The 15,044-nt window shown below is 36.5% G+C and carries 11 protein-coding genes; 5 read left to right on the plus strand and 6 right to left on the minus strand.

Translation table 11 applies throughout. The features are described from left to right. Positions 1 to 242: 242 nt before the first annotated feature. The 3 genes from C8N46_RS17140 to C8N46_RS17150 all read right to left on the minus strand — a co-directional run bounded on the left by C8N46_RS17140 (position 243) and on the right by C8N46_RS17150 (position 4,495). Positions 243 to 1,085: a DNA/RNA non-specific endonuclease gene (locus tag C8N46_RS17140; RefSeq protein ID WP_108116323.1), complete on the minus strand. Its 843-nt coding sequence runs from the start codon at positions 1,083 to 1,085 to the stop codon at positions 243 to 245. 159 nt (positions 1,086 to 1,244) lie between these two features. Then, entirely contained in the window at positions 1,245 to 2,354 is a 1,110-nt protein-coding gene (locus C8N46_RS17145) for an ABC transporter permease (RefSeq protein WP_108116325.1), read from the minus strand. Between the two features lie 14 nt (positions 2,355 to 2,368). After that, complete coding sequence (locus C8N46_RS17150) at positions 2,369 to 4,495, minus strand: carboxy terminal-processing peptidase (protein ID WP_108116327.1); 2,127 nt, start codon at positions 4,493 to 4,495, stop codon at positions 2,369 to 2,371. Positions 4,496 to 4,730: 235 nt separating this feature from the next. On the opposite strand from C8N46_RS17150, the gene surE reads away from it, so the two are divergent. The 5 genes from surE to C8N46_RS17175 all read left to right on the plus strand — a co-directional run bounded on the left by surE (position 4,731) and on the right by C8N46_RS17175 (position 9,903). Continuing rightward, the gene (gene surE / locus C8N46_RS17155; protein ID WP_108116329.1) at positions 4,731 to 5,510 is read left to right on the plus strand and encodes a 5'/3'-nucleotidase SurE; all 780 of its coding nucleotides are present in this window, start codon (positions 4,731 to 4,733) and stop codon (positions 5,508 to 5,510) included. After that, on the plus strand, positions 5,500 to 5,796 hold the full coding sequence (locus C8N46_RS17160) for a hypothetical protein (RefSeq protein ID WP_108116331.1): 297 nt from the start codon (positions 5,500 to 5,502) through the stop codon (positions 5,794 to 5,796). Before surE ends, C8N46_RS17160 begins: the two co-directional genes overlap by 11 nt. A gap of 5 nt (positions 5,797 to 5,801) precedes the next feature. Continuing rightward, positions 5,802 to 6,914, plus strand: a complete 1,113-nt coding sequence (lpxB, locus tag C8N46_RS17165) for a lipid-A-disaccharide synthase (RefSeq protein WP_108116333.1) — start codon at positions 5,802 to 5,804, stop codon at positions 6,912 to 6,914. Positions 6,915 to 7,077: 163 nt separating this feature from the next. Continuing rightward, complete coding sequence (locus tag C8N46_RS17170; RefSeq protein ID WP_108116335.1) at positions 7,078 to 7,611, plus strand: C40 family peptidase; 534 nt, start codon at positions 7,078 to 7,080, stop codon at positions 7,609 to 7,611. 249 nt (positions 7,612 to 7,860) lie between these two features. Further along, the gene (locus C8N46_RS17175; protein WP_108116337.1) at positions 7,861 to 9,903 is read left to right on the plus strand and encodes a ComEC/Rec2 family competence protein; all 2,043 of its coding nucleotides are present in this window, start codon (positions 7,861 to 7,863) and stop codon (positions 9,901 to 9,903) included. Between the two features lie 277 nt (positions 9,904 to 10,180). Here C8N46_RS17175 and C8N46_RS17180 read toward each other — a convergent pair whose 3' ends face one another. From C8N46_RS17180 to C8N46_RS17190, 3 genes are all read right to left on the minus strand, one after another. Beyond that, positions 10,181 to 10,729, minus strand: coding sequence for a thioredoxin family protein (locus C8N46_RS17180; RefSeq protein WP_108116339.1), 549 nt, complete (start codon positions 10,727 to 10,729; stop codon positions 10,181 to 10,183). Between the two features lie 188 nt (positions 10,730 to 10,917). Next, positions 10,918 to 13,122, minus strand: coding sequence for a peptide MFS transporter (locus C8N46_RS17185; RefSeq protein ID WP_108116341.1), 2,205 nt, complete (start codon positions 13,120 to 13,122; stop codon positions 10,918 to 10,920). Between the two features lie 25 nt (positions 13,123 to 13,147). Then, positions 13,148 to 15,034, minus strand: coding sequence for a peptide MFS transporter (locus C8N46_RS17190; protein WP_108116343.1), 1,887 nt, complete (start codon positions 15,032 to 15,034; stop codon positions 13,148 to 13,150). Between the last annotated feature and the right edge of the window lie 10 nt (positions 15,035 to 15,044).

A 15,044-nucleotide genomic window follows, 5' to 3' on the forward strand; every position in this document is an offset into this window, starting at 1 on the left:
ATTTTTAATTCTGAGCGCAAATAGTGTACTTAAGTTCGGCTCTTTTTTAAACTTAAATATAAATATACAAGTCTAAAGGAGCGCAGTCGAGAACAGCTAAGAATTAATAACTTCAAAGGAATCTCGACTGCGCTCGATTTGACATTGAATGTAATCTATTGATAATCTGCTACATAATAAAATAGTTATATCGAACTCACGTTAATATCAAAAAAACCTAAAAAATTCATTAAAATTCAATATCATCGAAAACTCCACTGTTTATAAGTCGTCATCGCTTCTAGCCTATTTTCTTTGGCATCGTCTAATTCTGGAAAGAAATCGATTCCTGTGCGTTTTTCAATTTCGTCTACCGAAACCACAAATTCATACAAAGGCTTGTCAGACTCTTGATGCGGTAGTAAAAATGCAATGGTTTTGGTGTTTCCGCCAGAGTTATCCAACAAAATTTTATAAAAATACTTCGGAACTGCTACAGCTTCGCTTCCAATCGTTTCTAAATTGTCTTCTAAAATTCCGCCAGTAACGACATAAACACCGTCATATTTTTTTGCCCAATAACGCACTTTTTGCTCCAATCGGTTCCAAATTCCCGCATTGAATTCGTGTTCTTGTGGTGAAATATTACTGGTTAAAAACGTTTCTGTAAAAGCAGCTTTCGTATACTTTCGATCGGCTGCTGGACATAAATGTCCGCGATCGTACCCAGAGTTTTTATAATTTCGCCAATGCGCCGATTCCGTTTGCACAGCTTCATCTTGTTCAAAATACGGACGTTTGAAATCGGTATACACTACTTGATTTTTCTTCAATTCGTACGCAACCCATTCTGCCTGCTCAAAAGCTTCGTGATACGACAACGAATACCCTTCATGATGAATTATTTGTCCTGTAGTTGAGCTTGGCAAGTAAAAAGTATTGGTCAGTTCTTTTGGCTGACTGTTGGTGGTTTGCGTCTTCGTTCCGTGTACCTCTTCTTTCGGATTGTACGTAGTGCTAAAACCATTTTCTCCATATTTTTCATACACCAGAAAGGCAGCTCCTATAAGCAGTATGAGTAGTGGATATATTTTTTTGCGGGACATTTTTTTGGGTGTTGGGTTTTTGGTGTTGGGTTTTTTGTTTTTTGTTGTTTGTTTTTTGTTTTTTGTCGATTTGTTAACTCGTTTGTCGTTTTACCTAAGGCTTTTCATTTCAATTTAATATTGATACATCGTTACATTAAAAAATTAGTACATTAAAGATTAGCTTTTCACATCTAAAGCATCACGCAGAGCATTTCCGACTAACATAAACGCCATTACCAAACTCATAATGGCAATGCCTGGTATGATGGCTAAATAGGGTTTTCCTAAGATGATATAACTATAATGATCTTTAATCATTGCGCCCCAACTTGGCATGGGCGGTTGCGCTCCAATTCCCAAGAAACTTAATCCACTTTCTATTAAAATGGCGGCCGCAAAGTTGGCTGCTGAAATGACAATGACTGGCGCCATAATATTTGGCAATATATGCTTGACAATAATACGAAAATCATGGTAACCCAACGCACGCGCCGCCGTAACGTATTGCATTTGCTTTACACTGAGTACTTGTCCACGTACAATTCGTGCTACCTCAACCCACATCGTGAGTCCGACCGCGACAAAGACTTGCCAAAATCCTTTTCCTAGCGTAAGCGTAATCGCAATGACCAATAACAAGGTCGGAATAGACCATGTAACGTTAATCAACCACATGATGATGGCGTCTACTCTGCCTCCAAAATATCCTGCCAAGGCACCTAAAGAAATACCGATTAACAACGAAATAAATACCGCGACAAATCCGATAGAAAAGGAAATTCGCATCCCAATTAGCATTCTACTGAGTACATCTCTTCCGTATTTATCTGTTCCTAAATAGAAGGTTTTTTGCTGAATGAATTGTGCAGGAATTTCACTCGCTTCTGTGATAGAAGGAAAAGAAGTCAGTGGAATTTCTTTTTCAATGCCTGTAACAGCTTCATCGGTGTATGCTGTAATAAAAAATTGATTTTGGTCTACACGATACTTTGTAATTGGAATTTCTTCTGCGGTATTTTCTTTTCCAAAAAAAAGTGTTTTTATATAACTTTCTTCCCTTTTTTCTGCTGAAGGAATTGTCAACATTTGCACTGAAAATCCTGGTTTTTTGGAGTGAATAGACAAATGCATTTGATTGGCATTTTGCGTGTCATCAGGTGTGAAAACATACGCAAAAATGACCAAAAAGGCGCAAAGCACAATAAAGCTAAAACTCAAAACGCCCCAAAAATTCTTTTTGAATTTTTGGAGCGCTAATTTTGTGAGTGAATTTGAGTTTTGACTCATTAATTTCGTTTAGATTAGCCTTTTACAACAGCGCGTTTTTTCTTTTTGATATTGTTTATTTGAATATCTCCTAACACATTGATGGCTTCTTCTACATATACATCTTTCGATAATTCTTCGTGCCATGCTTGTCTTTTTCCTTGCAGCGAAGAATCTTTTTGCATCAATAATTGCTCGTAAGGTAACGACGTAAATACTAATTTGGTGTCGTAATCAGAAATTGCTTTAAACCGTTTTGCGTATTCTTCGTCTGCATCTGATTCTTTTTTGTATTCCGCATAATTTAGTGGATATACATTTTCATCTTGTCGTTTTTTAATCCACTTTGCATTTTCTTCAATCAGCTTTAGTTGCGAATTGTTTGCCATACGCTCTTTGCTTTTTTCAATGGTTTCTTCATAATCGATGTAACCATCCCACAATTCGTAGGAAGCAGGATCAATTTGATCCCAAGGCAATGGATTTTCTTGATCTTTTTCTCCAACATCAATAAAGCTGAATCTGTCTACCACCACAACATCACTTTTGACACCTTCTAATTGTGTAGATCCGCCATTGATTCGGTAGAATTTTTGAGTTGTTAATTTTAGCGCACCAATATTTCCTTCACCACCGCGTACAAATCTGTTCAAATCTACAATGTTTTGTACAGTTCCTTTTCCGTAGGTTTGCTTACTTCCAATAACAATCGCTCTTTTATAATCTTGCAAAGCCGCAGCCAAAATTTCCGAAGCCGAAGCTGATAATTCGTTCACCAATACTACCAACGGTCCGTCCCACTGAATACGACTGTCTTCATCTCTTAAAATTTCTTTTCCGTCTACAGAACTTTTCACTTGCACAATCGGTCCGTCTTTGATAAAAAATCCTGCCATATCCACTACGGTTTTTAGTGATCCTCCACCGTTATTTCTTAGGTCTAATACCAAACCTTCCATGCCTTGGTCTTTCAAACGCTCAATTTCTTTTTTAACGTCACTTGCAGCATTTCGATTGTTATAGTTTTCAAAATCCACGTAAAATTTAGGCAAATTGATGATTCCAAAGGTACGTTCCCCTTTTTTCACTACTGCCGATTTCGCATAGGTTTCTTCAATTTCAACCAAATCTCTTTTAATCGTGATGATTTCGATAGAACCGTCTACTTTTTTTACGGTCAATGTTACCTTAGTTCCTTTTGGTCCTTTGATGAGTTTTACGGCATCGTCTAAACGCATTCCTACAATATCAACTGGCTCTTCACCTTCTTGTGCTACTTTTAGAATAACATCTCCTGCTTCAATTTTTTTACTTCTCCACGCTGGTCCACCCGAAATTACTTCGAATATTTTTGCACCTTCGGTACGTTTTTGCAAGCGCGCTCCAATTCCTTCCAACGTTCCAGACATGTTCATGTCAAAACGATCTTTGTCTTGTGGTGCTAAGTACGATGTGTGCGGATCAAATTCTTCCACGATTGCGTTTACGTAAATGCTAAACCAATCTTTACGTTCCAAATCGTCCATTAAATCAAAAAATTCATCGTAGGTTTTGGAAGTAGATTCGCGTGCTTCTTTTTCTAACGTAGCAGCGTCTTTCACTTTGTACGAAGCGTCTTCTTTCTTTTTGTTTTCTTGAACTTCTAACTTAATGTCATAATTGGCAAGCGTAGAAAATTTCAATTCTTTTCGCCAGCGATCTTTCAATTCTGCCACATTTTTGGCGAATTCTAGTTTTTCATAATCTCTGTCGATTGTTTCATCAATGGTAAAGTCGAACGGTTTTTCTAAAAGTTCTTTATGAAACTTTTTTGATTCTTCCATGCGTTGTATCAAACGATCATATACCAAGCTAAAGAATTGTACACCTGGCTCTCTGATTTCATCGTCAATTTTGTCTTTATATTTACTAAATTCTTCAATGTCCGATGCTAAAAAATAACGTTTCATTGGGTCAATGGCACCAATAAAATCGTTGTACACATTTTCAGAAAAATCGTCATTTATATCTTGCGGATTAAAATGCCATCTTCCTAATACATAAGAAATTAAGTCTACTAATGTTTTATCTTTTCCTGGGTCGTCAAAGGATTTTTTTGCAAAACTGCAAGACACCATCGCAAAGATTAATAGTGTCACTAAATATATTCTGTTCCTTCTCATAAAAGCTCTAATTTTCACAGATTTATTTTTTTTCTTTCTCGTAAATTAGCACAATCCTGGTTTTCAGTAATAACGTTTAAAGACGTTTGCACCAATTACTTTAATTTTTTACTAAAATAAAGAAAATATTATGCCATTTTTTAACAATGGTACTAATTTTTTGTTAAACCCAATTCCGTATGCAAGTAAACTGTAAATTGTGTACTTTAGCACTTTAAAACGACGTACTTTTTTTATGGATGAAAAACCTTTGATTTTAGTTACAAACGACGATGGAATTACTGCGCCAGGATTGCGTGCTTTGATTGATGTAATGAACGAGTTAGGCGATGTAATTGTAGTGGCGCCTGATAGCCCTCAAAGTGGCATGGGACACGCAATTACGGTAAATTCTACGATTTATTGCAATGCGATTACGATTGACGACGGACCACAAATTGAATATTCAAGTTCGGGAACGCCTGTTGATTGCGTGAAACTCGCGGTAAATGAAATTTTGAATAAAAAACCTGCAATTTGTGTTTCTGGTATCAATCACGGAGCAAATTCTTCAATTAATGTTATTTATTCGGGAACCATGAGTGCTGCAGTAGAAGCTGGCGTAGAAGGCATTCCTGCGATTGGATTTTCTTTGTTAGATTACGATTGGGAAGCAAATTTTGATGCTACTAAAAAATATGTAAAGAAAATTACGCAAGAAGTCTTGGACAACGGACTGCCAGAAGGTGTGGTTTTAAATGTGAATATTCCGAAACTGAAAGAAAAAGAGATTAAAGGAATTCGTGTTTGCCGACAAGCCAAAGCACGTTGGGAAGCCGATTTTGATAAGCGAACCAATCCGTACGGAAAGCAGTATTATTGGCTTTCTGGAAACTTTGTTAACGAAGATAAAGGCGAAGATACAGACGAATGGGCATTGGCAAACGGTTATGTATCAATTGTACCTGTTCAATTTGATTTAACCGCGCATCACGCCATACAAAAACTTAACAGCTTAGGATTCAATGAAAAATAATAAAGACGTTATTATTGGCGCCGTTGTAGGCTTGTGTACCACAGCTTTAGGAACATTGTTGTATTTGCTGTTTATTGCTTACGACCGTAATGCTTCTTTAGGAGCTGTGTGGGATTTTGCCATTACTGGAAGTCAAATCAGTTCGGTGGTTGTGTATGGAACTGCCTTAAATCTTGCAGCTTTTTTCGGATTTTTACAATTCAACAAAGAAGCGCGCGCTAAAGGTGTGTTGGTAATTACAATTTTGATTGGCGTTGCCGTGTTGATTCATAAATTATTTGCTTAAAAAACATGAAGTACTACATTGTTGCAGGAGAAGCGTCGGGCGATTTGCATGGTTCTAATTTAATGAAAGCCATTGTAAAGGAAGACTCGGAAGCCGATTTTCGGTTTTGGGGCGGCGATTTAATGCAAGCAGTTGGTGGTAGGTTGGTAATGCATTACAAGGAACGTGCATTTATGGGATTTACGGAAATCATCATGAATTTGCGTAAAATTTTAGGCATGATTTCTTTTTGCAAAAAAGATATTGCCAAGTTTCAACCTGATGTCATTATTTTTATTGATAATTCAGGATTTAATTTGCGAATTGCCAAATGGGCAAAAGCGGCTGGTTTTCGCACCAATTATTATATTTCTCCGCAAGTTTGGGCAAGTCGCGCCAGCAGAGTTCATAAGATTAAACGAGATATTGACGACATGTTTGTGATTCTTCCGTTTGAGAAAGAATTTTACAAAAAATACGATTATGACGTACATTTTGTTGGTCATCCATTGTTGGATGCGATTGCAGATAGAGATCCTGTTGACGGAAAAGCTTTTAGAAACGAACACAATTTAGACAATCGCCCAATTATTGCGCTGTTACCAGGAAGTAGAAAGCAGGAAATTACCAAAATGCTCTCCGTGATGCTTTCGGTAGTAGATGATTTTCCTGCATATCAGTTTGTAATTGCCGGTGCGCCGAGTCAAGAAAAATCCTTTTACGACCAATTTGTCGGTGGAAAAAGTGTGCATTTTATTAGTAATAAAACATACGATATTTTGAGTGTTGCCAATGCAGCATTGGTTACTTCGGGAACGGCGACTTTGGAAACTGCTTTGTATAAAGTTCCGCAAGTGGTGTGTTATAAAGCCAACAATATTTCGTATCAAATTGCCAAACGAATTATTACCCTCGATTATATTTCGTTAGTAAATTTAATCATGGACAGAGAAGTTGTCAAAGAATTGATTCAGCACGATTTCAACACCAAAAATCTCAAAAAAGAACTCACTAAAATTTTAGACGAAACCGAACGCGCCAAACTTTTTATGGATTATTTTGAGTTGGAACAAAAACTTGGTGGCAAAGGTGCTAGTAGAAATGCTGCAAAGTTAATTTGCGGAGCAATTCGGAAGTAGTTTTTACTCGATAATCGAGATTTATAATGCTCTGATGCTTGTGTCGAAATGTTTTGCTAGTTTCTACTGAATGCTTCGTGGACTTACCTCGAAGTAATTGACTTTTTTGAATTATTATAGTATTTTAGATGCAGTTATTTTACTTTAGCAAAAAGCTCCATTTATGATTCGAAAATTACTTTTCCTCTTTTTAGCAATTTCCATAGTATCTTGTGGTTCTTCAAGAAAAACCACTTCTTCTCGAAAAAGTTCTAAATCGACCACCGTAGTTCGTAAAACTTCCAAAAAAGAAAAAGTTCATAGAGAAACCTTTAACAAAGCAGATGCTATTGTAGAAACAGCGATGGCGTACAAAGGAACGCGTTATAAATTTGGCGGCACGGACAGAAAAGGGATGGATTGTTCAGGCTTAACGTACACGGCGTTTGGCATGCATCATGTGGAGTTACCTCGAATTTCGTATCAGCAAGCTACGAAGGGAAAACGCATACAACTTAGCGCAGTACAAAAAGGCGATTTGCTATTTTTTCAAACGAATAAGAATCGTAAACGTATCAATCACGTAGGTTTGGTCGTTTCTCATAAAAGTGGTGTAATTCAATTTATTCACTCCACAACTTCCAAAGGCGTTTTAGTTTCTTCGTTGAAAGAGCGCTATTGGAAAGAAGCATTTACCGAAGCAAGAAGGGTGCTTTAGGTATTAGGTTTTGGGTATTAGGTAGCTTCGCTTTTTAGTGTTTTTTTTTGTTTTTTGTGTCTACACTGAGCCTGCCGAAGTGTTTTTTGATAACTCATCAAGTCTTGACTCTTGATTCCTGGCTAATTCCTATTCCCTAATCCCAAAAAAAAAACACGCTTACAAATTTAATAGCACGCTTGTAAATTCATTTGAAGGTTGTGCTTGATTTTTTATGTAGCTTGAAGTCACTTTTATAAGAATGCATCGATGAAGTGGCTCAATTTTACCATTACCAAACTTACATTTTCGCTAATTCTTGGAATTTTAATCGCCTATTATAGTGCAATTTCTTGGGAATGGAGTTGTTTGATTTTTGGCGGATTGTTTCTGTTGTTATGTATCTTCTTTTGGATTGCTCGCAAACAATTTATTCAGAAAATTTATTTTGGAGTGATGGCGTTATTGACCATGACCAGTTTGGGAATGGTGATTGAAAATTTTCATCAAGAGAAAAATCATGCTTTACATTACAGTCATGTTGAAAAGCGAACTTCGGTAGAGTTTCGCATTCGGGAAGTGTTAAAATCCAATCTGTATGACGACAGATATTTTGCCGAAGTCATTCACGTGAATGATTCCGCCGCGTCTGGAAAAATACTCGTTCATATTCAAAAAGATACAACTTCCGAAGCGCTTACTGTAGATGCGATCGTGTATTCTGAAAAGCTTCCAACATTGGTAAAATCAGCGTTGAATCCCACAACTTTTGATTATAAAGCCTATTTGGAGGATAAATATGTGTATGAGCAATTATTTTTGAAATCGGGTGAGTTTTTAGTAGCAGCACATGCTCCAAAAACATTATATGGACATGCGGCTTCGCTTCGAAACACCATTCATCATCGTTTGCAGGAATATGGTTTTAAAACTGACGAACTTGCCGTGATTGAAGCGCTTTTGTTGGGACAACGACAGCAAATTTCTAAAGAATTACAAACCAATTATGTCAATGCTGGTGCCATTCATATTTTGGCAATTTCTGGATTACATGTGGGAATTCTACTGTTTTTATTACAATTCTTGTTGCGCCCGCTACATCGCATTCGCTATGGGAAAGGGTTTACGCTGTTATTAATTTTGAGCATTTTATGGAGTTTTGCTTTTGTTTCTGGCTTGTCAGCTTCTGTAGTGCGTGCAGTCACAATGTTTACTGCCATTGCCGTTGCCACACATTTTAGACGACAGACAAATACCTTGCAAGTGTTGACAGTTTCGATGTTTTTCTTGTTGCTCTGTAAACCTCATTTTTTGTTTGATGTTGGTTTTCAGCTGAGTTACGCGGCTGTTTTTGCAATTGTAACACTAAATCCGTTGTGGAAAAAAGGTTGGAATCCGAAGTCGTTTTTAGGAAAATCTATCTGGGGATTGTTAACGGTGAGTTTGTCTGCACAATTGGGCGTATTGCCCTTGAGTTTGTATTATTTTCATCAGTTTCCTGGATTATTTTTTGTAGCAAATTTGACCATTGTGCCTGTATTGGGAATTATTTTAGCATTCGGTATTTTAGTGATTATGCTAGCGTACTTTCAATGTTTGCCTGAGTTTTTAGGTTTGATGTATCGTTTTATAATTGAACAGATGAATATTTTTGTGTCTTGGATAGCTTCCCACGAGCAGTTTGTTTTAACTGATATTCCGATGCGTTTTTGGCAGATGATTGGTTGTTATGTCGTTTTGATTGCTTTCGCACAGTATATCCATCTCCCGAAAGGGAAACAATTAAAAATAGCCTTGTACAGTATTTTAGTTTGTCAAGCCTTGTGGTTTTTTGATCGCTTTCAACATGTACCGACCGTTGATTCTTTTACAGTTTTTCATCAGAATAGGCACACGATTGTAGCAGCACAATCAGGAACTCACTTGCAAATGTTTCACAATTTAGACAGTTCCGCCACAGCGAAAAATTACATCATCAAACAGCAACTACAGCAAGATTTTATCAAAGAAATCACACACGATAGTTTGCAAAATGTATTTAAGATAGATGACGATTATTTGTTACGCATTGATAGTTTGGGCATTTATAACATCCCAACATTGCAACCGAAATATGTGTTGTTGAGCAATTCGCCCAAAGTGAATTTGGACAGAGTGTTAACAACTTTGCAACCATCACAGATTATTGCTGACGGAAGTAATTACCGAAGTTATGTATTGCGTTGGAAAACTGCTGCTGAGAAACAAAAAATCCCTTTTCACTATACAGGTGAAAAAGGATTTTTTGTGATTTCTTCTGAAAGTCTAGATTGATAGTGTTTTCTATCAACTTTATACTAAATGCTATCTGAAATTGAATTACATGAGTGCTTTTTTGTACGCTTTATAATTCAAATTATATTTTTGATAACGTTCATTTTTTCTTGATAAAAAACGAACCAAAAAATCAAGTCTGTGGATAGGAAATTGCTTCGCAACATTCACTGCCTAAGCTGCATGCTTGAAGCTACGCTTCGCAATTCCGCTTGTCAGTTCATTATTTCTGAACACAGACATTTTGCTTCAATTCAAACTTAGACACTTTTATTAGTTAACTTTTAAATTCGTTTACGAATTCTTTTTGATATTTTTCCCAGTCTTCCTTACTATTGACTTCTTTGTGTTTGTCTGTTTTGAAAAGTTTTAGATAGATTTCAATTTGTTTTGGTAGTAAATAACCAGAAATCGGCGCAATTACTTCGAAGTTTTCATCAAAAAATACCATGGTTGGATATGCGCGTATACTGAGATATCTTGCGAATTGATGTTGTGCATTTCTCTGTTTGCTTTTTGCAGGATCGTAGTTGGGATTGGTGTACGTATTCCCTTGAAATGTCACACTTGAATCACCTTCCGCATTAAACTTAACTGCATAGTAGTTTTCATTGATATACTTGGCAACATCGGCATTTCCGAACGTGTTTTTATCTAGCATTTTACAAGGTCCGCACCAAACTGTATAGACATCCATGATGACTTTTCGTGGTGCTGTTTTCATGAGTTCTTGCGCTTCTTCAACGGTTACCCAATTGATTTTTTGCGCGTTTATCGTCGTAATACTTACTAAAAGCAGGCTTATCGCTACAATGATTTTTTTCATCTGTTTATTTTTTATGTTATTAATTTTATCAGATGGAATTCGCCATTAATCGTTATGGCTCATTTCATACATTTTTCTTTTATTGTAATCTCACTTACAAACTCCGTGCCTAGTTTACAAACACAAGATAAAAAAAGCGTTCTCTAAAGAAAACGCTTTTGTATGATTTTTATTTTTTCACTGCGTTTTTATTTAACGCCGTGCATGAGTTTTTTGACAATTGGTGTTGTTATCCAAGCCAATAAACTTAGTATGACTGCAATTCCTGTGAGGTACCAGAAAAATGTACTTACGCCTTGTTCTTTGGCAATTCCTTCAGACATTTCACCAAAAATACCTGCCATCTTCATACCAATAGCTACAGCAATATACCAGAGTCCAAACATCATAGCTATCATTCTTCCTGGCACTAGTTTACTTACATACGATAGTGCCACTGGCGACACACAGAGTTCGCCCATGGTATGGAAAAGATAGACAAATACTAAGATAAACATGCTTGTAGTTGCGGAGTCTTGTCCTGGCTCAATTCCTGCAGAACCTACTGCTACAACTAGCATTCCCAATCCTAATAATGCCATACCAACCGCATATTTTCCATTGGCAGTTGGATTGTATTTACTTTCCCACCATTTTGAGAATAGTGGTGCTAAAGCAATGATAAAGAGTGAGTTTAAGATGTTAAACCAAGTTGCGCCAATTTCAACAGCACTTTCTCTAGCTTTGACCATTGCTGTTGCTTGTTTTTTGCCTTGATTGTCATATTTCACATTGTGTTCAATTAGTATTTGTTTGGAATCACCAACTTTTAGCTTCTTCATTTCACCTGTGAGTTTCACTTCTTTTGTGATTGATTTTCCTGCTGGATTGGTGAATGAGAATGTTGCGAAAGTGTTTGTAATTCCTGCGCCAATCTTGTCTCTTTGCGATAGTTTTGTGATTTCTGCTGTGAAAATTTCCCCTTGCTCTTTCTCTTTTTCGTTCAACAGATAATTGTTTTTTATAACGTTTTTCTTGTTCTCTTTTGCAGTAGCGTCATAGATTGAAATAGATTCATTATCTAAAATTGGCATTTGGTCGCCTTCTTTGAACTCTGTGAAGGTTACAATTTTTTCAGTTTTTATATTTCCGTTGTTATCTACATACTCTACTTTGTATGAAGCGGATTTGTAATCATTGTACACTTTCATGACTGCTAATCCCCAAATAATGACAAAACTAAAGGCAAGAATGATATTCGCTAATGCATATTTTTTGAATGTTTTTTGGAACAATCGAACTAAAACATAGGTAATAATTGCCAAAGGAATGATAGTTATTAATGCGTCTACAATTTTGAAAATATCACCTGAAACACCTTCTAAGACGCGCTGCGTATAATCTCTTGCATATAGATTTAAAGAACCTGGCGCTTGCTCAAACAAAGCCCAAAAAAACATGGTAATAAACGCAAAAAACACAATGGCTAACATTCGGTCTCTAACCACTGGAATGTATTTCGGAATTCGAATTACCAGTAATGCAATGAATAACACCAATGCAAGTAGAATGATAAACGTATTCCCATCCAAGCCTAGAAACTCAAAGTTATAGATGTTGTATTCGCCTTCCGTAATTTTAGAGATAGGTTCATTCAAAATCCACGTCAATCCGAGAATCACACATAATGCAATAATAACTTGTTGTCCTACCGTAAATGGATTTCTTGGTCCTCCATTTGCTTCAGAATATACCTCAACATCATCTTTATTTTCTTTTTTAGGTTTTAACCCGATATCTCCAAAGATGTTTTGCGAAAACCAAAATTGCAGTAATCCGAATAACATAAAAATTCCTGCAACTCCAAAACCGTAACTCCAGCCAATTTTTTCACCTAAATATCCACAAATCATGATTCCGAAAAACGCACCTGCGTTCACTCCCATATAGAAAATGGTATAAGCACCATCTTTCTTTTCTGGTCGGTCTTTATACATTTCAGATATGATAGACGTCATGTTTGGTTTAAAGAAACCACTACCAAATACCAATAAGGTAAGTCCTAAATAAATGAAAAATGGAGTTTCCAATGCCATAGCGCCATGCCCTAGTGTCATTAATAACGCACCTATAACGACTGCCCAGCGAAATCCTATGACTTTATCTGCAAAATATCCTCCAATCATGGTAGATAAGTACACTAAAGAAGCATACGTTCCAAAAATAGCCAAGGCATGTTCTTTTGGCCAGCCCCAACCTTGATCGAGTACTGATGCTGTAAAGAAAAACACAAGTAATACGCGCATTCCATAATACGAAAAACGCTCCCACATTTCGGTAAAAAACAGCACGAACAACCCTGCTGGATGTCCCATTACTTTTGTATCAAAAAAGTTTTCAGTTGATGTCTTCATAATTGTAACGATTTAGATATAAAAATTAGTCATTAATTTCTGGATCAGCCAATTCGTATCCTTCGTTTTCTCCGAAGTCGACACCTTCGTTGTCTTCTGCTCCGTGTGTTAACTTTTTCAATTTCTTCAAGAAGAGTATTAATAATAATCCAAATGCTACTGTGAAGATTACTAAGAATGTAAAGATTTTATATTCTTGTTTGCTTTGCTCTTCTTCAATGACAAATTTGAATCCGTAATCTTTTCCATCACCTTTGTTTTCAGTGATTTGCGCTTTATCTTTATCTTTTTCAAATGCTAATTTTGCATGTAATGGATTTTGTGCTGTAGCTTCGTTTTCTTTTAAATACGCTTTTAAACTTTCAAGTTCTTTTTGTTTTTCTTCCTTTGCTTTTGCAATTTCTTCTGGCTTTTTGTCTTCTGTATTTACTTTCGTTAAATCTATAAGGTTATTAATGTTTGTGCCTTTTTCATATTCGTCAAAAACGACCTTATCACCATCTAAGTAAACTTTGGTTTTGATAGAGAAGTTATTGTCTTCATTGATAGCATAATCAAACACTTTTACAATCTTTTTCTCGCCATCAACCAACTTTTTAACCTTGATAGTATCTTTTTCTGTGAAGTTATAAATCTGCTCTTTTTGAGCAACCAAACTTCCTTTATACGATTCAAGTTGTGCAGCCTCTCCAATACTTCCTGCTAATTTGTTTCCAAATCCGGTTGCCGCAAAATAAATACCCATCATGATAGACGCATATTTTAGCGGAGCCAATTTGGTAATGAATGATAATGATACTGGCGACGTACATAATTCTCCAATGGTATGAAATAAGTATGCTAAAAACACCCAATACATTGCAGCTTTTCCAAAAGTTTCCGCACTTGCTTCTTTAGAGGCAAACATCATAAATACATATCCTAATCCCATGATAATGGTTCCGATTGCCATTTTGAATAGCGAAGATGATTCTCTTCCTTGGCGTTTCCACCAAATCCAAAAGCCTCCGATGATGGTACCAAATATGATAATGTATCCTGCGTTTAATGACTGGAATACTGCCGCTGGAATTTCTTCTAACCAAGACAATCCAACCGTCCTATCCACTTTGGCATCTGTATATAAGTTCATCAATCCTCCGGCTTGCTCAAACGCTCCCCAAAACACAACTACAATTAAGAAAGAAATCAGCAATACGATTACACGATCTTTTTCAATTTTGGTTAATGGTTTTTTCATGACTTCTGGATTAACTCCTGAATCATCAGCACCTATAAAATTACCAACATGCTTTAAGTGCTTCTGACCTGCAATGAATACGGCTTGACCAATTAACATTCCGATTCCTGCCAAACCGAATCCGTAGTGCCATCCGTAATAGTATGCTACCAATCCAACGATAATACTAGAAAGAAACGCTCCAATATTGATTCCGATATAGAAAATGGTAAATCCACTATCGCGACGGATATCTCCTTCTTTATACAAACCTCCAACCATAGTTGAGATGTTTGGTTTGAGTCCTCCAACACCTAAAATGATGAGTAATAACCCTGCGAAAAATGCAATTTCGTTCGGAATTGCCAGTACCAAATGTCCTGCGCAGAGTAGAAATCCTCCGAGCATTACTGTTTTTTTCTGTCCTAAAAATTTATCAGCAATATATCCTCCTGGTATTGAAGCAACATATACCAACATGGTATACCATCCGTAAAGCCATATTGCATCTCCGTTGCTCCAACCCAATCCAGGGTCAACAGCAGTAGCAGATGTTGCTACGTATAGTACTAATAAAGCTCTCATTCCGTAGTATGAGAAACGCTCCCATAATTCTGTAAAAAATAGAACGTACAGTCCAATAGGATGTCCAAAGATTTCTTTTTCCTTGGCGTTTGTTACTGAGTTTGTCATTATAAATAAT

This window comes from Kordia periserrulae (assembly GCF_003054265.1).
GTDB lineage: Bacteria > Bacteroidota > Bacteroidia > Flavobacteriales > Flavobacteriaceae > Kordia > Kordia periserrulae.